Source organism: Pseudomonas synxantha BG33R, assembly GCF_000263715.2.
Classification (GTDB): domain Bacteria; phylum Pseudomonadota; class Gammaproteobacteria; order Pseudomonadales; family Pseudomonadaceae; genus Aquipseudomonas; species Aquipseudomonas synxantha_A.
Map to the genome: position 1 here is coordinate 4577857 of NZ_CM001514.1, position 26396 is coordinate 4604252.

The following is a 26396-nucleotide window of genomic DNA, read 5'->3' on the forward strand; positions in this document are numbered from 1 at the left end:
GAATTGAACTAACTAAGGAGAACATGGAATGAATTGCATCACCCGCATTAAACCAATCTTTACCGCTATCGCTGCCCCTGGAGCAGGTAAAACTGAAGCGTTGCTGTCGAGCCTTCCAGCCATTCAAAAAACAGGGCGGCCAGTAGTTCTAGCTCTTCCGACTCTCGTCCTTATCGACCACATCGCAGAACGCGCTTCACAGGCTGGTATCCCCTTTCGGATCGTAGATAATCGCAACGGGGAACGCGTTGCTCCTGAGCTGGAGGCCGCCCTTCAAGATAAGTGTAATTCCTTCATCATATGCACTCAGGAGGCCATTAGACGAGTACGGCATTCGCTGCTGCATGACTGGACTCTCATTATTGACGAAGTGCCCAAGGTGGTTGACTACCCTGACTACGCCCTGAATCCGACAGAACTCAGCCGTGTACTCGATTACACCGAGGAGGCAAACGGTCAGCTTTGGATCAAGGAGGAGTTCAAACAAGACGTCAGGGACCAAGTGAGCACCAATCGTGCAGATTCGGTGGGGATTGATTGCTCCACCCTAGGCACCCCAGCAGCCCACATCTTCCGATTGCTATTGAGCGAAGTAACCGTCTTCATCGATCAGCCTCAGAAAAACGGCATTCGCCACGTACGTGCAGTGGAGGAATTTCTGGATTGGTGGGACATCTTGTCCTCAGCAGATGAAGCACACGTACTGGCTGCGAACATCGCTGGGGGCGAGTTTGAGCTGCTCGCCCAACTCCACGGGTTCACCTTCAAGAAGTCGATGTACGCACCTGAGACCGGACACTACACCAGTCCAGTGACCATCTACCCGATCATGCCGAAGGGGCAAATTTTCAGTAAAGCGAAGATGAACGCCGATCAGGAGAACAACAAGCTCTATGACCTTGCACTGGATGCCATCCTCAGGGAAACCAGTAGCAATCCGCTCCTCTTTGCAAACTCATGGGTCAGACACAAAGAGAAAGGGCGAGTGCAGCAGGTTCAAATGGACTGTCGCGGTCTGAACGGATACGACTCCGCGACGGAAGCCATCCTGTTATTTGGTGGCAACCCTAGCCCTTCAGACATGAAGGGGCTGGAGTACCTGAGCAAAAAATATAGCCAAGATTTGCAGGTGATGCAGACCGCATTCGTCACCACCAGACTACTGGAACCGTCCCTGCAAGCGGTGACCCGAACGGCCATCCGCCGTATGGACACCACAAGCTCGATCCGGCTGTATGTACAGGACGAGCGAGTTGCACGATATCTGATGGAAACGTATATGCCTCATGCAGTGGTTGATTGGTCCGTGAGCAAGAAAATCCCAGTCAAACCGGATGGCAGGAGAAAGGAGCACTCTCAGAAGCAGGCAGCACTAGCGCTCGTCAAAAAAGACGTTCCGGATAAAGAGATTGCACGCAGACTAGCTGTTAGCCCAAAGACCATCAGAAACTGGAAAAGGGGCTCAATTGCAGCCTGAGACATTACTCAAATAAGGGGGACCTTTCCTAAGTAGTCCTTTAGGATTGCTCCCCCCCCCAATTTCAGATCAAAAGCTGTGGTGGGCTTCGCTTTCCCACCTCTGTAAAAGCATTCGCCTTCGGCTCACTTGCGTACACTGATTGCTGGAGATTTAAAAATCTCTAGAGTTCACTTCTGATTGCCAATCAGAACATGTCAGCAATCCCCTGTGTGAGAACATACAAAAATAAGTTTGAATAAGCTTCAGGGAGTCTAACCTAAATAGATATTCGGGAAGGGCAAAAAGGAGATGGGTAAACAAGCATTAGCTCTTGCTGTTAACTCCTAACCTTTAGCAATGAGTAAAATAAGTTCTATATCCCATATACGATGACGACACCTGCTAGCCCCTGTGACCATACATGAGACCAATTACAGCCAAAGCCACACCATCCATCATCTGACCAACTATCGGCACCCAGTTGCGCTCAGAGAGCCTCCGTGAAAGTGGTGTACCAATATGGCGAACAACTCACAATCAGGCGGTATATCAGGAGAGTTATCAGGAGTGACAGTGATAGCTACATACCAGAATCGATGCCTAAGCATCGCTGCAGCCTTGACTTTTACTGATCTTCAGACTTTTTAGGTTAAGCACGACTGCGTTCCTCCCTGACTCCAATGTTTACGCTTACATTCGGTTGAAAGCAGGAAGAAATTCGCGAGCCCAATACGAAGATGAAGGTTGAAATACAACCCTGTAGATTATTACGCTCAGTCCTCGCGACGATAATGACAACAGCAGGTGAGGCTGTTGTCATGGGCAGAATATAAATGCTAGCTCTACATGAAGTCCTTGGAGGGAATGTACGAGTTGACGATAGGTGCGCTATAGCTCCGGCTAGAGCAGGTCACCTTGTAGACAAGCTCATTTTCCTTATCGCGCTCATTAGCCTTCATGAGGGCAAGCCCTTTTCCCGTCTGAGTGCAAGACAAAATATCGTGCATGTAGATATGACTTGTTTTCTCCGTGACTGGAAACTCTGTGCAGTAGGAATTATCAGGCACGCAGAGTTCAAGCTTGAGAGAATACAGGTCTGTAGCGCCTTGTACGGATGAAAGCTTATTACCGGCTTGTGCTGCTTGAGCACACAAGATAGTGATGCCCAACGTTATTGCTACAGCTGAGGAGTTTTTCATAATTGTTCCTTTCATGACTGGCTGCCGCCCTCACCGATGACTGCGCAAAAAACTCATAATATCTGAAAATCAGATATCTGGAAATCAGATATATCTTTCGAGGCTGACCTTTCCGAGACAGCCCGCCGTGCCCAAGACAATCTATAGACCGGAACACGCTGCACTGCTTTCACTCCTGAGAAAATATAGGAAGGCATCCGGACTGACTCAGGTGGAGTGCTCAAAGGCGCTGAATCGCCCACAATCGTTTATGAGTGACGTCGAAAGCGGCACACGCCGTTTAGATATCGTACAACTGCGGGATCTCTGTGCGGTGCTAGGAGTCAGTCTTTGCGAATTGGTGGAGGAGTTGGAGAAGGCGATTAAGGCGAGCAATTGATTCGGCCAATGATGGCTGAATTATGATCACCAATTCTGCGACGCGACAAGCCACAGTGGAACCTTATGGATAAACATCCTTCGATCACTTCCGCCCCCCCCCAAAGCTTCGTCACTTAGCATTATCAAAGGACTCTAGCTCTCCGATAGTCAGCAGTCAGTCCAGCGCCCCTGCATTTATTTATCAAAAATCTATTCAAAATAGACTATTGATAATTTATCATTGCTCTATCAACTTAATAAACCAAAGGATAGTCAGCCATGAATGCCCACCTTTATCTCAGAGCCTCGACCAAAGACCAAGATGCCAATCGTGCGAAAGCAGCCCTTGAGTTGTTCGCTGCCGAGAAAGGGTTGAGCATCGTTGGCGTGTATGCGGAGAACATCAGCGGAACCAAGCTAAATCGTCCTCAACTGCTTGCTCTGCTCGATACTGCCGAGAGTGGAGACATGCTATTGGTAGAGTCTGTAGACCGCCTGAGTCGCCTCTCACAAGCTGACTGGGACACGCTCAAGGGCACGATCAAGGTTAAGGGGTTGCGGCTTGTTGTAGCTGACTTGCCTACCAGTCACATGCTGGTTGAAGCGAAGGGAATAACTGGGCAAATCATGGATGTGATCAACAACATGTTAATTGATCTTATGGCGACCATGGCACGGCTAGATCAAGACAAACGTGTGGAACGAATCAAGCAAGGGTTAGAGAACAAAAAGCTTGCAGAGCCGAATTGGAAACCATTGGGTAAGGGGCGGAATACCAAGTTGTGGAATCAGGTGAAGTCACTGATGGCTCAGCATCCAACAATGTCTGCTGAGCAGGTTGCAAAGCTCGCTGATTGTGGTATTGCAACGGTGTACCGGATCAAGCGCGAGTTCGCCTAAGTCTCAGAGTGCGGTGATAAAGACTAGGCGCAGTAGTGGCTTCGGGATCAATTACAAGTAATCCATACTCGATCTACCAAGGCTCACACACAGAATGAAACAGCTACCACTCAGGGATTTGGTGATTATGAGGCCGTCCCCGTGTATATAGTAAGCCCCCGTCAAGCGCTGGCGACCAACATCCAATTCCCCTACACCCATCTGCTGGATTTCAATACTTCGAACATATGCGCTCAACCTGAAATCAGGCTTTCAAATTCGAAGGGATTTAATCTCTTGAGGAGCATGTGACGTCGTGAGCAAAATTTAGCTCCACCGCTCAGTGTTTGAGTAATATATCGAATGTGTTCTGACCTGCATCTTAGTATCAACCTACTACGAGTGTTGATTGATATTCCTTGAGAACCTTAAAAACTTCGGAAGTGCACACAAACTCGTTCGTCCCTTCTGGATCACCAGCGGCGCCACGCCTAATCACGCCCACAACGTGCTGATTAGAATTTACTAGTGGTCCTCCGCTATTTCCGCTATAAACCACTTTATCGATACTGCCGCATTCGATGGTAGACCTAATATATTTACCACTTACCGCGGCCCAGAATCTACAAACATCAGTAGACCCAATTTTGAAATTAGGGAACCCCAGTACCGATACCTTATCCCCTATCTCGACTTCCAAATTTTCCTCCAAACGGAAAAACTCAAATCTTTCGTCTGTCTGATCTATAGACACTATAGCTAGATCACGATGCTTGTCTAAAAATATCGCTTTTGCTGAATATTTTTTTGCTCTCTCATTCACCCGATGTACTACGCAATCTTTAAATAAAACCTCATCGCAATTATTTTCAATCGCGTACTCTATATCTGAGTCAATCTTTTCACTCAATTTATAATTAAATGCGTGCGCACAAGTAATCATTAGATTATTTTCAAGCATGAATCCTGTTGCCTGAGTCCCCCATTGTTCATTTTCAATAACCCAACAGCGACGTATATTCAACTGATTGTGTTTCATCCCTGCATCTTCATGCACTTCAACGAACTTCGCTAGAGGGGCTTTGTAAGGCGTCTCAAGCTGATTGAAGCGCATCGCCAAACGCCTATACACCGGAGAGTCCACACCTTTAACCTGATGAATAAATAAAAGTCGACCAAAAACATGCGCAGATAACTCGCTGGACGACTCAGGCGACTTCGCTTTATGAATAATATTCGCTTTATCCACACCAATAATGAAAAGCGAATGGATCATAGCTGAAGTTTTACGTATGTATCGTCGATCAACATTAACTTTTTGATTAACAACCAAACCAGTGACAACCTGTTTTTCATCTCGTCGCTGAAGTCTTACTTTTTTAGAGTTTATCTTAAAGCCTTTCTTTGAAATAATCTCGCTCAGCACGGTACCGACAGAAACTACGTGATGTGTTTTCCCACCCTCTTTATCATCCAGCACTACAATATCTTCTGGCAAATAAAGCATAGGAACATAAAAAGAAAAGGTAATATCATCTGCATATCTAGTATAGCTCGCCTTATGTTTCTTCGCGAGAGTGCGCAACTGCGTATCTAGAGAAGCGCAAATCATGTTAGATATAACAGGAGAACAAGGTGAGCCTTGTGGAAGCTTTCCATCAACGGTTGCTAAGTGCGCAATTACTGTCGCGGTTTCCGGGGTTAAGCTATAGGGCTTACTTATTAGCATAGCTCGCACGCGAGCGAATGTGATAGAAGGAAAAAAATCCTTCAGATCTATATTGAATACAAATTTCTTACGAGTGTGAAAGGTTGCATTACGAACAATTGAGGAATTACTTAAAAATGCAGTAGCACGCGGATTGGGTTTATATAGAAATGAAAGTTGGCGAGCCAGTCTCTTTTGAAGAACCTTTAAATGATTGTCTGGTGCCGAAATTTGTCGTTTGCCACCGTTTTTTTTAGGAATGGAGAACGTACTATAGTGGCTCGCCACGCGCCTACTATAGTAAAAATATTTAATCTTTGGATAAGTCGTGCCAAGAATATTAGCTAGGTCATCTACATCTGACTCACTAGTCAGCCTCAAACTCTCGTCGACTGAAGAGCCCTCGTCCATATTTCACCCTATTCACTTCGAGTTATCCATTCAGCGGACCATTAGCAGAACGCTGAGCAGTTGCTTGTAGCATTGTTCCTTATGGTCGCATTTAAATCAACCAAGTTTAATCCCGGACGAGGGCAATGAGACGTTAGCATGAAAGCTTCAGCAAATCTAGAACTACAGAGCCACCGGTAGAAAAGATTTCACTCTCGCAGAAGTCGCCACAGTGCCCCAGCGATCAGGAGCACGATGGCGTAGCTCCACCTAAGATGCTCCGGACCGACAGCGGGCCGCGACTACAGAGTACAACCCAGCCTTAACAACTACAATAGCTAGTAAAGAAGCGACTGAACCATTTCTATATAATATATTGCTCGGTAGTCCGTCGCTGGATTCTAGCTTGTAAACCAAACATTCTCCCTCCCGTTGTAACCATAATATTTTTCTTTGAAAGCTGCCATGCCTGCAACATATTGAGAAAGCATCAAGACAACATCACTATTCTGAGGAATATCATCCTCATCAAATAAATCTAGAAAATCCATTGACGCTTCTCCGACCAAAACCTCGCGCACGCGCTCAAGAAGCCTATTAACAATTTTTACTTTCCCTTTACTGAGAGCCGCCTCAGGCTTTTTCTTACTCAACTCCTTAAACTCTTCGTACATTGATTGCAACAGCGGCTTGGTAACTTCGTACAGTTCCGCCTGCTGATTACTGATCGTTAACTCACCTTTCTTCATACTCAATCCTTAAGATTTTTTGGTTTTACGGTGCGGATCCATATATGGCCTTTGTCATCACCTACTTCCCCTGGAGCCGCTTCCAGTCGCCAACTCCATCCACCATTACGGAGAGCGACATTGTCTGCACGTAGCTTTTCAAAACATTGGATATATTGAGCGAGAATAAAAACCACATCACTATTCTGGGGAATATCATCCACATCAAAGACTTCAAAGTCTAGAAATGGTCTATACCTATCAGTTAAAAACACGTTACTTTCTGCCAACAACGAATTAACAAACTTCAATTTAAATTTATTCAGAGCATCGTTTGGGCTTTTCTTTGAAAGAACGGACAATTCCTCATACGTACTGATTAATTGACCAGAGAGCTTTTCAAACACATCCACGTCTTTTCTATTCATAAATACTCACCTCAAGATGGGCATGCACGTCGAAATTCGATATACTTTTTCTTTAAAACATCTAAGGGGCTACGCTGCTTACTTTCGTAAAGTGCAACCATTAAAGTTAGGTCAGCGTCAGTAACGGCGATAATACACTTTCTCTGCGCCGACCATAAATCGATGGTATTTTGAAACATCACTTTGGGGAGATCATTCCGAGTTAAAAACACACCGAAAGACCCAAAGCCTCCTTGCAAATATCGATTCAGCTGGTTTATATGATCACGTTCTATTTTCGCAACGTTTTTCATTTCAAACACCAATTGCCGACTGCCGAACTCCGAAAAAACCTCGTCTAAAAAATCCACATCTCTATTATTATAGAACACCAAGTCTCTCACATGTCTGCCGGACTCAGTTCTGCTTTGCTCTACCGCAAAGTCCAGATTAGGGTAAAACAATGAGGCGAGGAGCTCAGAGCAGAGTTTTTCGTACTTCCAATCAGCACCATCTTCCTTACCTGATTTTAGTTTAAGTATTTCGTCCAATTTCCTTTTAGCTGACAATACAGGTATCTGGCTAAACAAAGGATCATTAACACAGTCCGCTGACTGCCTAACTCTATTTGCTACGTAATCTTCAACCACGCCATAATTGTCTCGATTGTAATTTAAAACCTGAACACGCTCGACAGCTTCGCCCGGGTTAAAAATTTCATCACGAGGGCAATATGACTGGAAATAGTTATCGTAATTTATCCACGGAGAAAATCGAAGCCACCTCTTCGGAGTAAATATAATAGGCTCTTTTGTCTCAGGATTGACAGGCAAATAAACTTTTTGATTAACCAAGAGCTTATTCTCTCGGTAACCGTATATCGAATCAAGAACCACCCCTTCTAATGGTATACCATGAACTTCACACTGAGAAACCGTATAATCAATTAAAAACGACTTTATGAAATTACAAGCTATATCACTCACCCGATCTTTTGAAACGCCACTCACATACAACTGAATAACTTCAAAATGCGTAAAACCAAACTTACTATAGCTTTCAATTCGTGAAAACAAATTAAGTACCTCTTGAGCATAGCTTCTACCCAAACGTACTCCGCGCCTATTTTTTGAAACCCCCAATCCAACCTCAGGACACTCTGAGATGTTAATTAACAGCTCTAAAGCATCTGTTTCTTTTCCTTTCTTCAAAAGGAAGTTTAGGTGATTAAACGAATTTACAATGGTTGTATGTAGTGATTGATCCTGCAGAGAAGGAGACTTCCAAAGTAAAAAGGGATCAATATAAAGAGGAATATCTTCATCAAAAAACTGAACAGCAAAATCTAATTCGGACTGCCCCTTGTAAATACCATGATAATCCGTCAAACGTGGCCTCAACATAAACACCCCGAGCTTATTCCAACCTATACTTTCTAAAGGCCACGTACTTTGTAAATCCAAACTTTATATATGGCTTCCCATTACTTGCTTGAAACGCAACGCCCACCACAATAAAATCAGCGCCTTGCAACTCATCAACATCCTTCAATCGAAAATCCTCAATGAGCTGATCTTCCAGCTCATCATCATCAATTAAAATACTTGGCTCACGTTTATAGTTACCACAGTTCAGCCAAAGAACTCCATTCTGCCTATTGACATTATTTATTCTTCCCCAAAATATTTTTGGCTCACCTAGAGGTGCGACTGATATATTGCTCTGTGAAACTATATGATCTGCAAGCGGCCCCTCAAGGACAACCCTCCCGCCATCCGCAACCATTCTTACAAGTTTATCAGAGCTTGGGAAATCGGGGTCACGACCAAGGCTTGTCAGTATTTGTCGAAGTGACTTGTTTTCTGGGTAATCACCAACGCTTGAATACTTTCTAGTAACACCCCAATTAGATTCTTTCTTCGACTTTGACTGAGGCACAGCGACATCAATGGTTTGCTTACGCTGCTTATCTAAATCTATATTAATTGCAGATAAAGCACCTGGAGACGCAATACCGTCATCATCTGGAATTAGGGTTATCTTATTACCACACCCATCGATATGATGGGCTGCGAAGCAAGGCGCTCGATAATACTTTTCAGTCGTAAATCCTTTAACAAACCACGATTTTTCTTGGCAAATATCGCACGCAATATTGCCCCGATAAAGCTCGGGGTTTTGTTGATACAACAGAACGGTACATTCCGTTTGATCTGGCACGTAACAAACGTATTCCACTTAGCCATCCCCGCCAAATGACGCCAGAGGCGTTCAAATTGTTACTTAATCGGGATATGCAAATCCCTGCATAGCGCAAGGTTAACAGCTACACAGTGAAAGCGATATGCCATCGCCAGTGACGGTAGGAGGAATCTTCGATGACAGGATAGGGTTAGTCTGAGCCATGGGTTAGCATGTTCAGAGATGCACCACTTAGGTGTACTTAGACGTTGTCACACTTCGAGATTTTTGACTGAGAAATCCTTGAGAATTCAAGGACTTGCGTTATGGAGGCAACCCCACCAGCCACACCCCGGCACACAATGTTCCCGCTGTGGCTGCTGCCTTCCGGCTCTGACCAGGTTCACGGGTAATCGTTGCGGGGGGACCGATGGGGTCACCATAACGACGCAAGCCTCTCGGCAAGCCGCGCCATTGTACCGATCTGATCGGAAGTTACAACCGTAAAAAATGAGAAGCTTCAAGTACTTGCCATGGCCCTCTGCAATTACCCCTCCCACGGAAGCAATCACTGAGCCTGCAGAACCTCGTCCGCTCTGCCGCCCTCTTCCTGGATGACCAGGTGGATAAAGTGCAACTTGGCTATCACCGCCGGCGGCAGCACGAAGGGGTAGAAATCCGGCTGGCCCATGGCGCGGGACAGTTCGTTGAGCATACCGGCCAGCTCGATCCAGGCATTGACGAACGAGAGGAACGCCGGGCCGCCGGGGTGTGCCGGGTCATACAGCGTTGTCAGCGGGAACGGCTGGTAGTCCAGGTCCATCTCGCGGGCGCTCATGCCAAAGCCCAACGCGGTGTCCACCGCGTCCATCATGTGCAGGTAATGGGCCCAGGTTTCAGCCCAGTCTTCCCAGGGATGCATGGTGGCATAGGCGCTGACGCAGGTTTGCTGCCAGTCCGGGCGCGGGCCGTTCTGATAATGCTGGTCGAGCGCTTCGGCGTAACTGGCGCGCTCATCGCCGAACAAGGTGCGAAAAGCGTCAAGCCAGTGGCTGTTGGCAATCAGCCGATCCCAGTAATAGTGGCCGACTTCATGGCGAAAATGACCGAGCAAGGTGCGGTAAGGCTCGCGCATCTGTACGCGGACTTTTTCGCGGTGAGCATCGTCGGCTTCCTTGATATCGAGGGTGATCAGGCCGTTGGCATGGCCAGTGGTCGGCGCATTGCCTGCCAGGTCAGTCCCGATGAAGTCGAAGGCCAGGCCAGTGTCTTCGTCAACGCTCTTGGGCACCACCTGCAGGCCCAGACTGATCAGTTGTGCCACCAGCCGACGCTTGGCAGTTTCGACCTTGCGCCAGCGTTCGGGGTTTTCCGGGATGGATAGATCAGGAATAGTGCGATTCAGGCTGCAGGCCACGCACAGCGACCCAGTGCTGTGGGCGGGGATCAGCCAGTTGCACGCGGCCGGTGAGTCGAGGTTGGCGCAGCGACGCCAGGTGCCGGCATCGGGCGCGTCATCCGCCAGCCAAGTGTCAACGACAGGGCCGGGTTGCAGGGAAGACAGGCGGCTTTGCTGCGGCAGATAACCCAGCACTGCCTGGCAGGCCAGGCATTGGCTGTTGCGAAAGAATAAAGACTGGCCGCAGCGGCATTGCCACACCTTGCTGTTGCGCGAGGTTTGAGCCATGAACGGGGCGGCGATGCGCGAACTGAGTTGCTCGAAGTAACGGAACATGGCGATCTCTCCCTGGGGTGACAGAGACTAGATCATTTCTCGCTCGAGATCGTTCCGCTTTCTTGAGGGGCTGCTGCGCAGCCCGACGGGAGCAAGCTCCCTCGCCACAGGAAGAGGTCAGACGCTGATGTTGTGGCTGGCCAGGAAGGCGACGAAGGCCTCCTCATCCAGCACTTTAAGGCCCAACTCGCTGGCCTTGGCCAATTTGGAACCGGCCCCCGGCCCGGCGACCACGCAGTGGGTTTTCGCCGAGACGGAACCGGCCACCTTGGCGCCCAGGCTTTCGAGCTTGTCCTTGGCGACGTCGCGGCTCATCAACTCCAGGGAGCCGGTGAGTACCCAGGTGTGCCCGGCTTCCGGCAAGCCTTCAACGACCTTTTTCTCGCTCTGCCAGTGCATGCCGAAGTCCTTGAGCTGCTGCTCGATGGCCAGGGCATGGTGGGCGTTGTCAGGGTTGTCGAAGAATTCGCGCACGGCCTTGGCTTGCTTCTCGGGCAGGGCCTGGCGCATATCCAGCCAATCGGCCTTGATCACGCCTTCCAGCGAGCCGAACTTGTCTGCCAATTTCTGCGCAGCGCCGGGCCCGACGGAAGGCACATGCAACTTGTCGAGCAAGCCGCCCAAGGTGGTGCTGGCAGCAAATTCGGCACTCAGATCGCCCTGCTCCTGCAATTGCAGGCCACACTCGTCCGGCGACAACAGTGCACCGATCACATCCTGGTTATGGCTGTCTTCAAAGAAGCTATGAATCTCGTGCGCCACTTCCAGGCCGACGTCGGGCAAGTAGGTCAGTACTTCAGGCAAAGCGTTCTGCACACGCTCAAGGGAGGCCAGGGAGCGTGCCAGCACCTTGGCGGTCTCTTCGCCCACATCGGGAATACCCAGGGCGTAGATAAAACGCGCCAGGGTCGGGGTCTTGCTGTTTTCGATGGCGCTGATCAGCTTCTTGCTGGAGATATCGGCAAAGCCTTCCAGGTCGATGATCTGTTCGTACTTGAGCTTGTAGAGGTCTGCCGGCGAACCGATGAGTTTCTCATCCACCAATTGCTCGATGGTCTTGTCGCCCAGGCCGTCGATATCCATGGCACGCCGCGAGACGAAATGAATGATCGCCTGCTTGAGCTGCGCGCCACAGGCCAGGCGCCCGACGCAACGGTACACCGCGCCTTCGCTGACGGTTTCCTTGCCTTTGCTGCGCTTGACCAGTTGCGTGCGCTCCACATGGGAGCCGCACACCGGGCAGTTCTCGGGGATCTGCACCGCGCGGGCGTGCTCCGGGCGACGCTCGGTGACCACCGAGACCACTTGCGGAATCACATCACCAGCGCGGCGGATAATCACCGTGTCACCGATCATCAGCCCCAGGCGCGCCACTTCGTCCATGTTGTGCAGGGTCGCGTTGGACACCGTCACGCCAGCCACCTTGACCGGCTTCAAGCGCGCCACCGGAGTGACAGCACCGGTACGGCCAACCTGGAATTCCACGTCGAGCAACTCGGTCAGCTCTTCCATCGCCGGAAATTTATGCGCAATCGCCCAACGCGGCTCGCGGGCGCGGAAGCCCAGTTCACGCTGGGACGCGATGCTGTTGACCTTGAACACCACGCCGTCTATTTCATAGCCCAGCGCATTACGGCGCTCGCCAATGTCGCGGTAGTAGTCCAGGCACTCCTGGATACCCTTGGCCAGCTTCAGTTCGTGACTGATCGGCATGCCCCACTTCTGCAACTGCTTGAGGTTGCCGATATGGGTGTCACTGATGTCGGCAGTCACTTGGCCGATGCCATAGCAGCAGAATTCCAGCGGGCGGCTGGCAGTGATCTTCGAGTCCAGTTGGCGCAGGCTGCCCGCCGCGGCGTTGCGCGGGTTGGCGAAGGTCTTGCCGCCGACTTCCAGCTGCGAGGCATTCAGGCGTTCGAACCCGGCCTTGGACATGAACACTTCGCCACGGACTTCCAGAGTAGCCGGCCAGCCGCTGCCGTGCAGCTTGAGCGGAATATTGCGCACGGTGCGCACGTTGACGCTGATGTCCTCACCGGTAGTGCCGTCACCCCGGGTGGCGCCGCGTACCAGTTCACCGTCCTGATACAGCAGGCTGACCGCCAGGCCATCGAGCTTTGGCTCGCAGCTGTACTCCACTGCCGCACCCGCGCCAAACAGATCGCCTACCGGCAGGTCGAGGCCCTCGGTCACCCGGCGATCAAACTCCAGCATGGTGGTTTCATCAAAGGCGTTGCCCAGGCTGAGCATCGGGATCTCATGCTTGACCTGGGTGAATGCCGACAGCGCCGCACTGCCGACCCGCTGTGTCGGTGAATCACGCGTCACCAGCTCCGGATGCTCGGCTTCCAGGGCCTTGAGCTCGTGGAACAAGCGATCGTACTCGGCGTCCGGAATGCTCGGCTCGTCAAGCACGTGGTAGCGATAGTTGTGCTGATCCAGTTCAGCGCGCAGTTCGAGAATGCGGGTGTGGGCGGCGGTCATGGGTGTTCTCTCATAAAGCAAAAGAGCAGCCGAAGCTGCTCAATATGTTAGTGCATGGATTCTACAGACAACGCTTATGATCGAACCTCAGCGTTTCTGTGTCAGGGCACGACGCTCGAACTCGACGATGCGCTGACGATAATGCTCGATGGTCTGGGCGGTCAGGACGCTGCGTTGGTCGTCCTTGAGCTCGCCGTTCAATTCCTGGGACAGCTTGCGGGCTGCGGCCACCATCACATCAAACGCTTGCTTGGGGTGACGCGGGCCTGGCAAGCCGAGGAAGAAACTCACCGCCGGAGTGCTGAACAGGTCGATATCGTCCAGATCGAAAGTGCCGGGTTTGACCGCATTGGCCATGGAGAACAGCACTTCGCCATTACCGGCCATGCTCTCGTGACGGTGGAAAATATCCATCTCGCCAAAGCGCAGGCCGCTCTCAAGGATGTTCTGCAACAGCGCAGGGCCCTTGAAGCCACCGGCATCGCGGCAGATCACACTGATAACCAGGACTTCCTCGGCGGCCGGCTGATCGTTTACCGATTGGCGTGGCGCGCTTTTGGTCGGGGTCTCGTCGGGGAAGTCGTCATCACGGCTGCTGAAGCTCGGGCCATCATCGACGTCCAGGTTCAGGTCGCCTTGATGCGGCTCGGCAACCGCCGCGCCACCACGCTTGCCGCGCTTGGAGGACGGCTCGCGGGCTTCGCGCAACGGCGCGCTCATTGACGGCAAATCATGCTCATCCAGTTGCGGCTCTTTGTGGGTATCCAGCACACGGGGCGGCCCCAGCAGCTCGGCGGCGCCGTCGTCGTCAGGCAAGTTGGACAGGTTTCGGTCCAAACGGAACTTGAGCTTGCCCTTGCCACCGCGCATGCGGCGCCAGCCATCGAAAAGAATACCGGCAATGACAATGATGCCGATGACGATCAGCCACTCGCGCAGACCGATTTCCATGTAATCCCGTGCCTCTAATAAAAAATGCTGAAAAATAAGGGGTTTAGCACCGTGCAAACCGCTTTAAAACGTGGCGCCAACTCTATGTTCTGACTGACGTTTTGCCCACGCATACGAAAAATTGACATTAAACTAGCACGACCAAAGATAACTTTACACCGTCTGTCAAAATGCCTTGAACAAATATGTCCATTTGCCACTTTCGCCAGACCGGTAAATCGCCCTACGACGTGCCGTAAATTCTCTCTCCTGGCATGGTTCAGGATTCCACCATTGCCATCGCCTCTTCCACATCCACTGCGACCAAACGCGAACAGCCCGGCTCGTGCATCGTGACCCCCATCAACTGGTCCGCCATTTCCATGGCGATCTTGTTGTGGGTGATGTAGATGAACTGCACAGTCTGGGACATCTCTTTGACCAACCGAGCGTAGCGTCCAACGTTAGCGTCATCCAGCGGCGCGTCAACTTCGTCGAGCATACAGAACGGCGCCGGGTTCAACTTGAAGATGGCAAATACCAAGGCCAATGCGGTCAGGGCTTTTTCGCCACCGGACAACAAATGGATGGTGCTGTTCTTCTTGCCCGGAGGCCGCGCCATGATCGTTACCCCTGTATCGAGTAGATCTTCGCCCGTCAGTTCCAAGTAGGCACTGCCACCACCGAAAACTTTTGGGAATAACGCCTGTAAACCGCCATTAATCTGATCAAAGGTATCTTTGAAGCGGTTGCGGGTTTCCTTGTCGATCTTGCGGATCACGTTTTCCAGGGTGTCCAGGGCTTCGACCAGATCGGCATCCTGAGCATCCAGATAACGTTTGCGCTCGGACTGCTGCTGGTACTCATCGATCGCCGCAAGGTTGATGGCGCCAAGGCGTTGAATGCGCGCGGCAATCCGCTCAAGTTCTTCTTCGGCGTCCTTCTCATTGGCCTGGGCGGTCAGGGTGTTGAGCACGCCATGCAGGTCATAACCGTCTTCGAGCAACTGGTCCTGCAAGGTCTTGCGGCGCACGGTGAGGGCTTGCCACTCCATGCGCTGTTGTTCGAGTTGGCCGCGGATCAATTGGGATTGCTGCTCGGCCATGGTGCGGCGCTTTTCAGCGTCACGCAGTTCGCGGTCGGCATCTTCCAGGGCGATCTGCGCGGTCTTGAGCTCTACGTCGACGGTCATGCGCTTGTCGAGCAGTTCCTCAAGCTTGAGGCGCAGCTCTTCCAACGGCGCCTCGCCCTCCTCCAGGTTGAGGCTCAGTTGCTCACGTTTTTCGGTGAGGCGTTCGGACTGCATCTCCAGGCGCTCAAGGGCCTGGCGCGTGGAATCATGCTGGGCCCGCAGAGAGCCCAGGCGCACCGCCAACTGGTGAGCGTGATCCTTGTGCTGGCGAGCTTCCTGGCGCACGCGGTCGAGGCGTTCGCGCAGGCTGTCACGCTGGGCCAGCAGCAACTCGCGCTGCTCGGTATCCAGCGCCATGCTGTCGAGGGCTTCCTGCAATTGCAGGCGCGCTTCGCCAACCTGCTCATGTTCAAGGGCGCGCTGTTCGCCCATCTCGGCCACTTCTTCGTCAAGGCGGGTGCGGCGCAGGGTCAGTTGTTCGACCTTGGCTTTGCTCGCCGACAGTTGGGCTTTCAATTCGCCTTGCTGGCGCGCTTCGTCTTGCAACAAGCGGCGCAGGTGTTCGCGGCCGGTCTCTTGCTGGCGCTGGGTGGCGCGCAGGGTTTGCAGTTCGGTTTCCAGGCTTTCGAGGGTGGCTTCGCGCTCTTCGCGTTCGGCGATCAGGTTGACGATTTCCTGGCCGCGGGCCAATACGCCACTTTCCGCTTCGCTGGCGCGGCGCACGCGCAGGAAATGTCGGCCGATCCAATAACCGTCGCGACTGATCAGGCTTTCGCCGGCGCTCAGTTGACCACGTTGGGCCAGGGCCTGTTCCAGTGTCTCAACCGGCTTGACCTGGCCCAGCCATGGCGACAAATCAAGCGCCGCCTCGACCTTGTCCAGCAAGCTGCCTGGTACCCGCGTGCCGTCGGCCGCCGGGCTGAGCAAACGCAAATCGCCCTGGGCGAAACCGGCCAGGTCGAAGCCGCCAAAATCGTCCACCAGCACCGCTTGCAGATCGGCGCCGAGCACGGTTTCCACCGCCAGCTCCCAACCGGCTTCTACCTTCAAGCCTTCGGCCAGGCGCGGGCGCTCGGCCAGATGCTGGTCGCGCAGCCACTCGGCGGTGCCGGTGCCAGGGTCCAGCGCAGCTTGCTGCAAGGCCTCAAGAGATGCCAGGCGCCCATTGAGCCGCTGCAGATCGCCCTGGGCCTGCTGCTGCGCCTGGGTTGCCGTTTGCAATTGCTGGCGCAACTGCTCCAGGCGCTCCACCTGTTGTTCTTCGCTGGCTTCCAACTCTTCCAGCGTCATTTCGCTTTCGGCCAGTTGCTCGCTCAGCGCCATGATCGCCGCGTCTTCGGGGTCGGCGGCGAGCAATACGCGCTCTTCCTGCAGGCGACGCTGGCGTTCGGCCAGGCGCTCCATGCTGGTTTCCAGTTGCTGGATGCGCGACTGCTGCACCTCGGCCTGGCGACGCGGCTCGGCCGATTGCAGGTTGAAGGTATCCCACTGCTCCTGCCAGGCGTGCATGGTGGTTTCGGATTCTTCCAGCGCGGCGGCGGCCTCTTCGGCGGCGGCGTTGGTGATTTCCTGCTCGGGGGTGAGCATGTCCAGCTCTTCGCCGAGGGTCAGCAGCAAGGTGCGGTCATGGCCCAGGTGCGACTCGGTTTCCAGGCGGGCGCGCTCGGCCTCCTTCAAGTCGTCCTGCAACTGGCGCAAACGCTGCTGGCCGTGCTGGATGCTCTGCTCGACCCGAGCGATATCGCCCCCCACCGAATAGAAACGGCCCTGCACCAGATTGAAGCGTTCGGACAGTTCATGGTGCCCGTCACGCAAGCGTTCGATGCTGGCGTCAGCATTACGTTGCTCGGCCACCAGCGCCTCAAAGCTGACTTCCTGAGTGCCGATGATCGCTTCGCGCTGACCCACCTGATCGTTCAACGCCTGCCAACGCAGGGCCGACAGTTGCGCCTTGAGCTGGCGCTCTTCGCCCTTGTATTCCTGATACTTCTCGGCGGCCTGGGCCTGACGGTGCAGACGCTCCAACTGGCGCTCCAGCTCTTCGCGCAGGTCGGTCAGGCGGGCGAGGTTTTCATGGGTACGGCGGATGCGGTTTTCAGTTTCGCGGCGGCGCTCCTTGTACTTGGAGATGCCGGCTGCTTCTTCGATAAAGTTGCGCAGGTCTTCGGGCTTGGCTTCGATCAGCTTGGAGATCATGCCCTGTTCGATGATCGAATAGCTGCGCGGGCCCAAGCCTGTGCCGAGGAAGATATCGGTGATGTCCCGGCGGCGACATTTGGTGCCGTTGAGGAAGTAACTGTTCTGGCTGTCGCGTGTGACTTTACGGCGAATGGAGATCTCCGCGTAAGCGGCGTATTCGCCGACCAAGGTACCGTCGGAGTTGTCGAACACCAGTTCGATGCTGGCCTGGCTCACCGGCTTGCGGCTGGTGGAGCCGTTGAAGATGACGTCGGTCATCGACTCGCCACGCAGGTTCTTCGCCGAGCTCTCGCCCATCACCCAGCGTACGGCGTCGATGATGTTCGACTTGCCGCAGCCATTGGGTCCCACTACCGCTGCCATGTTGCTGGGGAAGTTCACGGTAGTCGGGTCGACGAAGGATTTGAACCCCGCCAACTTGATGCACTTGAGCCGCACGCTTAGGCGTCCGCCAACGCAGCGATGACCAGCGAGCTACTGCGCTGGCAGTAGGCCGACAGCACCAGGCGAATCTGTACCAGGTCACGGGCGAGCACCGCGGCGAGCAATTGCTCGAACAAGGCCTGAAACTCGCTCATGGACGCCTTGCGCTGATCCAGGGCCAGGTAATAGGCGCGGTTCATCGCCGGCTGCAGGTTTTCAACGGTTTCCTGCAAATACGGGTTGTTGGCGAAGGGGTACGCGGCGCGCATCACGCTGAAGCTTTCTTCGACGAAGGCACGGATGTCCTCGCGCTCCAAGCTCAGCTGCAGGCGTTGCTGGATCTGCAGGAACGGCGCCATATCGGCCTGGGTCTGCCAGCCTTCGGCCACTGCATTGCCGAGCAGGATGTACATCTCGCCCATCAACGTACACAGGCTCTGCACCTTGTGCGCGGTGAGCTCGGTAACGTGGGCGCCACGGCGCGGCAGGATCGCGATCAGATGGCGGCGTTCGAGGATCAGCAAGGCTTCGCGCACGGAACCGCGACTGACGTTGAGCGCCAGCGTGACCTTCTGCTCCTGGATCCGCTCTCCAGGCTTGAGTTCGCCGCGAATGATACGTTCGGCGAGGTGGTGAGCGATTTGCTCGGCGAGACTGTCCGGCGCCTTGAACGTCATGTTTTCCCTTCAAAATCTTCTATCGGTACAAGCGCGGCAGTGTAGCGCATTGGCCCGCTGATGGCGCTACGCCCACCGTGGCGAATTTGGCATGAAATAAGCAACGTTAACAGCCCACGCGCCGCCAAAAACACCGGTTCCAGAAGACTGAACCATAATTGAAAGTGTTGCGATCGCATTTTCTTGACCCTTAGGTCAGAAAACCATTGACCGAAAAGTCAGACATGACTAGATTCGGCGCAAAGCGGTTAACAACAATAATGAGTCTGCGAGGCCTTCCGTGATCCAGTTTTTACTCAACCAGGAACTCCGTAGCGAGCACGCCCTGGACCCCAACCTGACCGTGCTCAACTATCTGCGTGAGCATGTGGGCAAATCCGGTACCAAGGAAGGCTGCGCCAGCGGCGACTGCGGTGCGTGCACGGTGGTGGTCGGCGAGCTGCACACCGACGAGCAAGGCGCCGAGCAGATTCGTTATCGCAGCCTCAATTCCTGCCTGACGTTCGTGTCGTCGCTGCACGGCAAACAACTGATCAGCGTTGAAGATCTCAAGCACCAGGGCCAACTGCACAGCGTGCAACAGGCCATGGTTGAGTGCCATGGCTCGCAGTGCGGCTTTTGCACCCCGGGTTTCGTGATGTCGTTGTTTGCCCTGCAAAAGAACAGCGACGCCCCCGACAGCCACAAAGCCCATGAAGCCCTGGCCGGCAACCTGTGCCGCTGCACCGGTTATCGCCCGATCCTGGCCGCCGCCGAACAAGCCTGCTGCAACAAGCCCCAGGATCAGTTCGACAGCCGCGAGGCCGACACCATCGCTCGCCTTAAAAGCATCGCGCCCACCCAGACCGGCGAGCTCAACAGCGGTGACAAACGCTGCCTGGTGCCCTTGACCGTCGCCGACCTGGCCGACCTCTACGACGCCTATCCGCAAGCCCGCCTGCTGGCCGGCGGCACCGACCTGGCGCTGGAAGTCACCCAGTTCCACCGCACCCTGCCGGTGATGATCTACGTCGGCAACATTGAAGACATGAAGCGCATCGAACATTTCGACGACCGCCTGGAGATCGGCGCGGCCACCGTTCTCTCCGATTGCTACACCGCGCTACACCATGAATACCCGGACTTCGGCGGACTGCTGCAGCGCTTCGCCTCCCTGCAAATCCGCAACCAGGGCACCCTGGGCGGCAATATCGGCAACGCCTCACCGATTGGGGATTCGCCGCCACTGTTGATTGCGCTCGGCGCCCAGATCGTACTGTGCAAAGGCAACACCCGCCGCACGCTGGCGCTGGAAGACTATTTCATCGATTACCGTGTCACCGCCCGCCAGGACAGCGAGTTCATCGAGAAGATCATCGTGCCCAAAGGCCACGCACTGTTCCGTGCCTATAAGGTGTCCAAGCGCCTGGACGATGATATTTCCGCCGTGTGCGCGGCGTTCAACCTGAACATCGACAACGGTGTGATCAGCGCGGCGCGCGTTGCCTTCGGAGGCATGGCTGCCACACCAAAACGCGCAAAAAGTTGCGAGGCCGCGCTGGTGGGCGCCATCTGGAACTCGGCCACGGTCGAGAAAGCCTGCACCGCCCTGGCACAGGACTTCACCCCGCTGTCGGACTTCCGCGCCAGCAAGGAATATCGCCTGCTCAGCGCGCAGAACCTGCTGCGCAAGTACTTCATCGAACTGCAAACGCCGCACATCGAGACTCGGGTGACCGCTTATGTCTAACCATCACGCCGTCGTAAAGACCCAAGCCGAACTTGCCGAACTGTTTGCCCAGGACCTCACCTCCGGGGTCGGGCGCAGCGTCAAGCATGACAGCGCCGCCAAGCACGTCAGCGGCGAAGCGCAGTACATCGATGACCGCCTGGAATTTCCCAACCAGTTGCACCTGTATGCGCGCCTGTCCGACCGTGCCCACGCCCGCATCCTCAGTATCGACACTGCGCCCTGCTACGCCTTCGACGGCGTGCGCATTGCGATCACCCACGAAGACGTACCGGGCCTGAAAGACATCGGACCGTTGATGCCCGGCGACCCATTGCTGGCCATCGACACCGTGCAGTTCGTCGGCCAGGTGGTGCTGGCCGTGGCGGCCCGTGACCTGGAGACCGCGCGCAAGGCGGCGATGGCGGCGGTGATCGAATACGAAGACCTGGAGCCGGTGCTGGATGTGGTCGAAGCCTTTCGCAACAAGCATTTCGTGCTCGACAGCCACACGCACCAACGCGGCGATTCGGCGTCTGCGCTGGCGAGTGCCAAGCACCGTATCCAGGGGACCCTGCATATCGGCGGCCAGGAACACTTCTATCTGGAAACCCAGATCTCTTCGGTAATGCCCACCGAAGACGGCGGCATGATCGTCTATTGCTCTACGCAAAACCCTACCGAAGTGCAGAAGCTGGTGGCCGAAGTGCTTGACGTGTCGATGAACAAGATTGTCGTGGACATGCGTCGCATGGGCGGCGGGTTCGGCGGCAAGGAGACCCAGGCCGCCAGCCCCGCCTGCCTGTGCGCGGTGGTAGCACGCTTGACCGGCCAGCCGACCAAGATGCGTTTGCCGCGGGTTGAAGACATGCTGATGACGGGCAAGCGTCACCCGTTCTATATCGAGTACGACGTGGGCTTCGACGACAACGGTCGCCTGCACGGGATCAACCTGGAACTGGCGGGTAACTGCGGCTGTTCGCCAGACCTGTCCAACTCGATTGTCGACCGCGCGATGTTCCACGCCGACAATTCGTATTACCTGGGCGATGCGACGGTCAACGGCCATCGCTGCAAGACCAACACCGCCTCCAACACCGCCTATCGCGGCTTCGGCGGCCCCCAAGGCATGGTCGCCATCGAGGAAGTGATGGACGCCATCGCTCGCCATCTGGCCCTCGATCCGTTGGCAGTGCGCAAGGCCAACTACTACGGCAAGACCGAGCGCAACGTCACCCACTACTACCAGACCGTCGAGCACAACATGCTCGAAGAGATGACCGCCGAGCTCGAAGCCAGCAGCCAATATGCCGAACGCCGCGAAGCGATCCGTCTGTATAACGCCCACAGCCCGATCCTGAAAAAGGGCCTGGCGCTGACCCCGGTGAAATTCGGCATTTCTTTCACCGCAAGCTTCCTGAATCAGGCCGGCGCGCTGATTCATATCTACACCGATGGCAGCATCCACCTGAACCACGGCGGCACCGAGATGGGCCAGGGCTTGAATACCAAGGTCGCGCAAGTGGTGGCCGAAGTGTTCCAGGTGGACATCGACCGCGTGCAGATCACCGCCACCAACACCGACAAGGTACCCAACACCTCGCCCACTGCGGCTTCCAGCGGTGCCGACCTGAACGGCAAGGCGGCACAGAATGCCGCCGAGACCATCAAGCAGCGCCTGGTGGAGTTCGCTGCGCGCAAGTACGACGTCAGTGAAGCGGACGTAGAGTTCCGCAACGGCCATGTGCGTGTACGCGAGCAGATCCTGACGTTCGAAGCGTTGATCCAGCAGGCGTATTTCGGCCAGGTCTCGCTGTCGAGCACCGGTTTCTACAAGACCCCGAAAATCTTTTACGACCGCAGCCAGTCGCGCGGACGACCGTTCTACTACTACGCGTTCGGCGCCGCCTGTTGCGAAGTGATCGTCGACACCCTGACCGGCGAATACAAGATGCTGCGCACCGACATCCTCCACGATGTGGGCGCTTCGTTGAACCCGGCCATCGACATCGGCCAGGTCGAAGGCGGCTTTATCCAGGGCATGGGTTGGCTGACCATGGAAGAACTGGTGTGGAACAACAAGGGCAAGCTCATGACTAACGGCCCGGCCAGCTACAAGATCCCGGCCGTAGCGGACATGCCGCTGGACCTGCGGGTGAAGCTGGTGGAGAACCGCAAGAACCCGGAGGACACGGTGTTCCATTCCAAGGCCGTGGGTGAGCCGCCGTTCATGCTCGGGATTGCTTCGTGGTGCGCGATCAAGGATGCGGTGGCGAGCCTCGGCGATTATCGCCATCAGCCCCAAATTGATGCGCCGGCGACGCCCGAGCGGGTGTTGTGGGGGTGTGAGCAGATGCGGCAGTTGCAGGTGGCGAAAGCTGTCGAGGCTGACACTGAATTGGCTTCGCTCTAGACCCAGGCGCTGCCATCGCGGGCAAGCCCGGCTCCCACATTTTAAGGTGCGAACCCAATCAAATGTGGGAGCTGGCTTGCCTGCGATAGTGGCCGAACTAACAGCAGAAATGTTGAGGTAGACATGGACAACTGGATCAGCGCCCTCGCCACCCTGCAAAACCAGGGCGAACCCTGCGTACTGGTGACCATCATCGAAGAACTGGGCTCCACGCCACGTAATGCCGGTTCCAAGATGGTGATCAGCGCCGCGCACACCTTCGACACCATCGGCGGCGGGCACCTGGAATACAAGGCGATGCAGCTCGCTCGCGACATGCTCGTGCGCGGCCAGCAAACCACCCACCTGGAGCGCTTCAGCCTCGGCGCAAGCCTGGGCCAGTGCTGCGGTGGCGTGGCGGTATTGCTGTTCGAACCCATGGGCCAGGTGCAGGCGCAGATCGCGGTGTTTGGCGCCGGCCATGTCGGGCGTGCGCTGGTGCCGTTACTGGCAAGCCTGCCCTGCCGGGTGCGCTGGATCGATTCCCGTGAGCAGGAGTTTCCGGAGCACATCCCGCAAGGCGTGCGTAAAATCGTCAGTGAAGAACCGGTCGATGAAATTGCCGACCTGCCCGCGGGCAGTTACTGCATCGTCATGACCCACAATCACGCGCTGGACCTGGAACTCACCGCCGCCCTGCTCAAGCGCAATGACTTCGCCTACTTCGGCCTGATCGGCTCGAAAACCAAGCGCGTCAAATTCGAACACCGCCTGCGTGGCCGCGGCTTCGACACCGCACGGTTGCAACGCATGCGCTGCCCCATGGGCCTCACCGAGGTGAAGGGCAAGTTGCCGGTAGAGATCGCCATCTCCATCGCCGGCGAAATCATCGCCACCTATAACGCCAATTTCGGCCAGCACACCGCCGGTGCCGAACCCATTGCCAAACTGCTGCCGGCTTCGCGCCGCAGCCAAGCTATCAATTGAGATAACCATGCCTTTGACTCGCAAAGCCTACCGCGCCGCCATCCTGCACAGCATCGACGACCCTGCCATCGTTGGCATCGACGCCTCCTACGAGTATTTCGAAGACGGCCTGCTGGTGATCGATAACGGCCAGATCAGTGCGCTCGGCCACGCCAGCGAACTGCTGCCGACGCTGCCCGCCGACATCGACATCACGCACTACCAGGACGCATTGATCACCCCCGGCCTGATCGACACCCATATCCATCTGCCGCAAACCGGCATGGTCGGCGCCTACGGCGAGCAATTGCTGGATTGGCTCAACACCTACACCTTCCCCTGTGAAAGCCAGTTCGCCGACAAGGCCCACGCCGATGACGTCGCGGATATCTTCATCAAGGAGTTGCTGCGCAACGGCACCACCACCGCACTGGTGTTCGGCAGCGTACATCCGCAATCGGTGAATTCGTTCTTTGAAGCTGCGGAAAAACTCGACCTGCGCATGATCGCCGGCAAAGTAATGATGGACCGCAACGCGCCGGACTACCTGACCGACACCGCACAAAGCGGCTATGAAGAAAGCAAAGCGTTGATCGAACGCTGGCACGGCAAAGGCCGCCTGCATTATGCCGTTACGCCACGCTTCGCCCCCACCAGCACGCCTGAGCAACTGGCGCTGGCCGGGCAATTGCTGGGCGAATACCCGGACCTGTACATGCAGACCCACATCAGTGAGAACAAGCAGGAAGTCGAGTGGGTAAACGAGCTGTTTCCCGAGCGCAACGGCTACCTGGACGTGTACGACCATTACAAACTGCTCGGCGAGCGCTCGGTGTTTGCCCACGGCGTGCACCTGTGTGACGACGAATGCGCACGGCTGGCGGAGACCGGCTCGGCGGTGGCGTTCTGCCCAACGTCGAACTTCTTCCTCGGCAGTGGGTTGTTCAACTTGCCCATGGCCGAGAAACACAAATTGAACGTAGGCCTGGGCACCGACGTGGGCGGCGGTACCAGCTTCTCGCTCCTGCAAACACTGAATGAAGCCTATAAGGTCATGCAGTTGCAGGGAGCGCGATTGAGCCCGTTCAAGTCGCTCTATCTGGCGACCCTGGGCGGTGCGCGCGCGTTGCGCCTGGAAGACAGGATCGGCACATTGCAGCCGGGGACGGATGCGGACTTCCTGGTGCTGGACTACAACGCCACGCCACTGCTCAGCTATCGCTTGAAGCAGGCCAATAACATTGCCGAGACGTTGTTTGTGCTGATGACGCTGGGGGATGATCGGGCAGTGTTGCAAACCTATGCAGCCGGCCAGCTGGTGCACCAGCGCTGATCTCAGAGACACCACAAAACCAATGTGGGAGCTGGCTTGCCTGCGATAGCATCACCGCAGTGTAACTGATACACCGCGGCGCCTGCATCGCGGGCAAGCCCGGCTCCCACATTTGATTGGGTTTACAACTTTACAGACGTGCGCCCAGGTTTTTTAGTCTGTAGAAGGTGCGAAAACACCGCATGCAAATCATCCGACGCGCTCTCTTCATCGAGGTTGAGTTTGCTGTCGATATGATCCATGTGATGCATCATCAAGTTCACCGCCAGCACCGCATCGCGGGCTTCGATCGCGTCAATCAACTGGGTGTGCTCATCGTAGGAACAGTGCGAGCGGTTGCCGCTTTCGTACTGGGCGATGATCAATGAGGTCTGGGACACCAGGCTGCGCTGGAAGCTGATCAACGGCGCGTTCTTGGCCGCTTCGGCCAGTTTCAGGTGGAACTCGCCGGAAAGACGGATACCGGCACCGCGATCACCGCGGGAGAAACTGTCGCGCTCGTCATTGACCATCTGGCGCAACTCGGCCAATTGCTCAGCGGTAGCGTGCTGCACCGCCAACTCCGTGATCGCTCGCTCCACCAGACGCCGGGCCATGAACACCTGGCGCGCTTCTTCCACACTGGGGCTGGCAACCACTGCGCCGCGATTGGGCCGCAGCAGTACCACGCCTTCATGGGCCAGGCGCGACAGTGCGCGGCGAATGATGGTACGGCTTACGCCAAAAATTTCGCCCAGTGCCTCTTCACTCAATTTGGTTCCGGGTGCCAGGCGTTGTTCGAGGATCGCCTCGAAGATATGCGCATAGACGATATCGTCCTGGGTTCCGCTGCGACCGGTCTTGCCGGCTCGCGGTTGTTTCTTGAGAGGTTGCAACTGTTCGTTCATGGGCACTCGGGTAGGGAGAACGGCGGCGAATTAACGGTAATACGGCAAATTCAAGGTAATACGGCAACTACGGGTCGCTGGCAAGTATCACCTAAAAACAGCGCACATTGTACACAACCCAATGCGCCAACACACTGTACGGCTGTTTGCGGCCCCGGCTGTATTGCAATGACTGGTTACGTTTGAGTTTAGGCTTGAATCTGCGCCGTCACCGGCAAA

19 protein-coding genes and 1 other RNA gene are annotated in these 26396 nt (G+C 55.0%); 7 read left to right on the plus strand and 13 right to left on the minus strand.

Annotated elements, in window-relative coordinates:
• Window positions 1-28 precede the first annotated feature (28 nt).
• On the plus strand, window positions 29-1477 hold the full coding sequence (locus tag PSEBG33_RS07520) for a DEAD/DEAH box helicase (protein WP_005790308.1): 1449 nt from the start codon (window positions 29-31) through the stop codon (window positions 1475-1477).
• Between the two features lie 824 nt (window positions 1478-2301).
• Here the strand turns inward: PSEBG33_RS07520 and PSEBG33_RS27650 are convergent.
• Entirely contained in the window at window positions 2302-2658 is a 357-nt protein-coding gene (locus PSEBG33_RS27650; protein WP_032803670.1) for a hypothetical protein, read from the minus strand.
• A gap of 127 nt (window positions 2659-2785) precedes the next feature.
• On the opposite strand from PSEBG33_RS27650, the gene PSEBG33_RS28965 reads away from it, so the two are divergent.
• Window positions 2786-3037, plus strand: a complete 252-nt coding sequence (locus PSEBG33_RS28965; RefSeq protein ID WP_087945259.1) for a helix-turn-helix domain-containing protein — start codon at window positions 2786-2788, stop codon at window positions 3035-3037.
• A gap of 260 nt (window positions 3038-3297) precedes the next feature.
• A complete protein-coding gene (locus PSEBG33_RS07515; protein WP_005790309.1) occupies window positions 3298-3918 on the plus strand; it encodes a recombinase family protein in 621 nt (206 codons plus the stop codon).
• Window positions 3919-4285: 367 nt separating this feature from the next.
• Here the strand turns inward: PSEBG33_RS07515 and PSEBG33_RS27655 are convergent, their stop codons facing one another.
• The 11 genes from PSEBG33_RS27655 to PSEBG33_RS07475 form a co-directional block, all read right to left on the minus strand.
• Complete coding sequence (locus PSEBG33_RS27655; protein WP_005790311.1) at window positions 4286-6016, minus strand: reverse transcriptase domain-containing protein; 1731 nt, start codon at window positions 6014-6016, stop codon at window positions 4286-4288.
• 380 nt (window positions 6017-6396) lie between these two features.
• Window positions 6397-6744: a hypothetical protein gene (locus PSEBG33_RS07510; protein ID WP_005790312.1), complete on the minus strand. Its 348-nt coding sequence runs from the start codon at window positions 6742-6744 to the stop codon at window positions 6397-6399.
• Window positions 6745-6746: 2 nt separating this feature from the next.
• Window positions 6747-7151, minus strand: a complete 405-nt coding sequence (locus PSEBG33_RS07505) for a hypothetical protein (protein ID WP_005790314.1) — start codon at window positions 7149-7151, stop codon at window positions 6747-6749.
• Window positions 7152-7162: 11 nt separating this feature from the next.
• The gene (locus tag PSEBG33_RS07500; protein WP_198287273.1) at window positions 7163-8518 is read right to left on the minus strand and encodes a hypothetical protein; all 1356 of its coding nucleotides are present in this window, start codon (window positions 8516-8518) and stop codon (window positions 7163-7165) included.
• A 28-nt stretch (window positions 8519-8546) separates the two neighbouring features.
• Window positions 8547-9350 (minus strand): hypothetical protein, encoded by an 804-nt coding sequence (locus tag PSEBG33_RS29405; RefSeq protein ID WP_157264175.1) that lies wholly within the window; start codon window positions 9348-9350, stop codon window positions 8547-8549.
• A gap of 297 nt (window positions 9351-9647) precedes the next feature.
• Window positions 9648-9744, minus strand: an RNA gene (gene ffs / locus PSEBG33_RS28270) — signal recognition particle sRNA small type.
• Between the two features lie 135 nt (window positions 9745-9879).
• On the minus strand, window positions 9880-11046 hold the full coding sequence (locus tag PSEBG33_RS07495; protein ID WP_005790319.1) for a zinc-binding metallopeptidase family protein: 1167 nt from the start codon (window positions 11044-11046) through the stop codon (window positions 9880-9882).
• 117 nt (window positions 11047-11163) lie between these two features.
• A complete protein-coding gene (ligA, locus tag PSEBG33_RS07490) occupies window positions 11164-13530 on the minus strand; it encodes an NAD-dependent DNA ligase LigA (RefSeq protein WP_005790321.1) in 2367 nt (788 codons plus the stop codon).
• Window positions 13531-13617: 87 nt separating this feature from the next.
• On the minus strand, window positions 13618-14481 hold the full coding sequence (gene zipA, locus PSEBG33_RS07485; protein ID WP_005790323.1) for a cell division protein ZipA: 864 nt from the start codon (window positions 14479-14481) through the stop codon (window positions 13618-13620).
• Window positions 14482-14740: 259 nt separating this feature from the next.
• Window positions 14741-18229 carry a chromosome segregation protein SMC gene (gene smc, locus PSEBG33_RS07480; protein WP_005790324.1) on the minus strand — a complete coding sequence of 1163 codons (3489 nt, stop codon included), beginning with the start codon at window positions 18227-18229 and terminating at the stop codon, window positions 14741-14743.
• A gap of 2 nt (window positions 18230-18231) precedes the next feature.
• Window positions 18232-18891 carry a GntR family transcriptional regulator gene (locus PSEBG33_RS07475; RefSeq protein ID WP_005790326.1) on the minus strand — a complete coding sequence of 220 codons (660 nt, stop codon included), beginning with the start codon at window positions 18889-18891 and terminating at the stop codon, window positions 18232-18234.
• Between the two features lie 280 nt (window positions 18892-19171).
• Here PSEBG33_RS07475 and xdhA point away from each other — a divergent pair, with 280 nt between their 5' ends.
• The 4 genes from xdhA (at window position 19172) to guaD (ending at window position 25290) form a co-directional block, all read left to right on the plus strand.
• On the plus strand, window positions 19172-20620 hold the full coding sequence (gene xdhA / locus PSEBG33_RS07470) for a xanthine dehydrogenase small subunit (RefSeq protein WP_005790327.1): 1449 nt from the start codon (window positions 19172-19174) through the stop codon (window positions 20618-20620).
• Window positions 20613-23012 (plus strand): xanthine dehydrogenase molybdopterin binding subunit, encoded by a 2400-nt coding sequence (xdhB, locus tag PSEBG33_RS07465; RefSeq protein ID WP_005790329.1) that lies wholly within the window; start codon window positions 20613-20615, stop codon window positions 23010-23012. The genes xdhA and xdhB overlap by 8 nt, the downstream gene beginning before the upstream one ends.
• A gap of 123 nt (window positions 23013-23135) precedes the next feature.
• Window positions 23136-23978, plus strand: coding sequence for a xanthine dehydrogenase accessory protein XdhC (gene xdhC, locus PSEBG33_RS07460; RefSeq protein WP_005790331.1), 843 nt, complete (start codon window positions 23136-23138; stop codon window positions 23976-23978).
• A gap of 7 nt (window positions 23979-23985) precedes the next feature.
• Window positions 23986-25290, plus strand: coding sequence for a guanine deaminase (guaD, locus tag PSEBG33_RS07455; RefSeq protein WP_005790333.1), 1305 nt, complete (start codon window positions 23986-23988; stop codon window positions 25288-25290).
• A gap of 122 nt (window positions 25291-25412) precedes the next feature.
• Here the strand turns inward: guaD and PSEBG33_RS07450 are convergent, their stop codons facing one another.
• Complete coding sequence (locus PSEBG33_RS07450) at window positions 25413-26177, minus strand: GntR family transcriptional regulator (protein WP_005790335.1); 765 nt, start codon at window positions 26175-26177, stop codon at window positions 25413-25415.
• Between the last annotated feature and the right edge of the window lie 219 nt (window positions 26178-26396).

Excerpts from the sequence above, each read along its gene's own strand:
- PSEBG33_RS27650 (WP_032803670.1), bottom strand. The coding sequence starts at position 2,658 with ATGAAAAACTCCTCAGCTGTAGCAATAACGTTGGGCATCACTATCTTG.
- xdhC (WP_005790331.1), top strand. The coding sequence starts at position 23,136 with ATGGACAACTGGATCAGCGCCCTCGCCACCCTGCAAAACCAGGGCGAA.
- PSEBG33_RS07475 (WP_005790326.1), bottom strand. The coding sequence starts at position 18,891 with ATGACGTTCAAGGCGCCGGACAGTCTCGCCGAGCAAATCGCTCACCAC.
- PSEBG33_RS07505 (WP_005790314.1), bottom strand. The coding sequence starts at position 7,151 with ATGAATAGAAAAGACGTGGATGTGTTTGAAAAGCTCTCTGGTCAATTA.
- PSEBG33_RS07515 (WP_005790309.1), top strand. The coding sequence starts at position 3,298 with ATGAATGCCCACCTTTATCTCAGAGCCTCGACCAAAGACCAAGATGCC.
- zipA (WP_005790323.1), bottom strand. The coding sequence starts at position 14,481 with ATGGAAATCGGTCTGCGCGAGTGGCTGATCGTCATCGGCATCATTGTC.
- xdhB (WP_005790329.1), top strand. The coding sequence starts at position 20,613 with ATGTCTAACCATCACGCCGTCGTAAAGACCCAAGCCGAACTTGCCGAA.
- PSEBG33_RS27655 (WP_005790311.1), bottom strand. The coding sequence starts at position 6,016 with ATGGACGAGGGCTCTTCAGTCGACGAGAGTTTGAGGCTGACTAGTGAG.
- PSEBG33_RS07520 (WP_005790308.1), top strand. The coding sequence starts at position 29 with ATGAATTGCATCACCCGCATTAAACCAATCTTTACCGCTATCGCTGCC.
- PSEBG33_RS07510 (WP_005790312.1), bottom strand. The coding sequence starts at position 6,744 with ATGAAGAAAGGTGAGTTAACGATCAGTAATCAGCAGGCGGAACTGTAC.
- guaD (WP_005790333.1), top strand. The coding sequence starts at position 23,986 with ATGCCTTTGACTCGCAAAGCCTACCGCGCCGCCATCCTGCACAGCATC.
- ligA (WP_005790321.1), bottom strand. The coding sequence starts at position 13,530 with ATGACCGCCGCCCACACCCGCATTCTCGAACTGCGCGCTGAACTGGAT.
- PSEBG33_RS07495 (WP_005790319.1), bottom strand. The coding sequence starts at position 11,046 with ATGTTCCGTTACTTCGAGCAACTCAGTTCGCGCATCGCCGCCCCGTTC.
- PSEBG33_RS07450 (WP_005790335.1), bottom strand. The coding sequence starts at position 26,177 with ATGAACGAACAGTTGCAACCTCTCAAGAAACAACCGCGAGCCGGCAAG.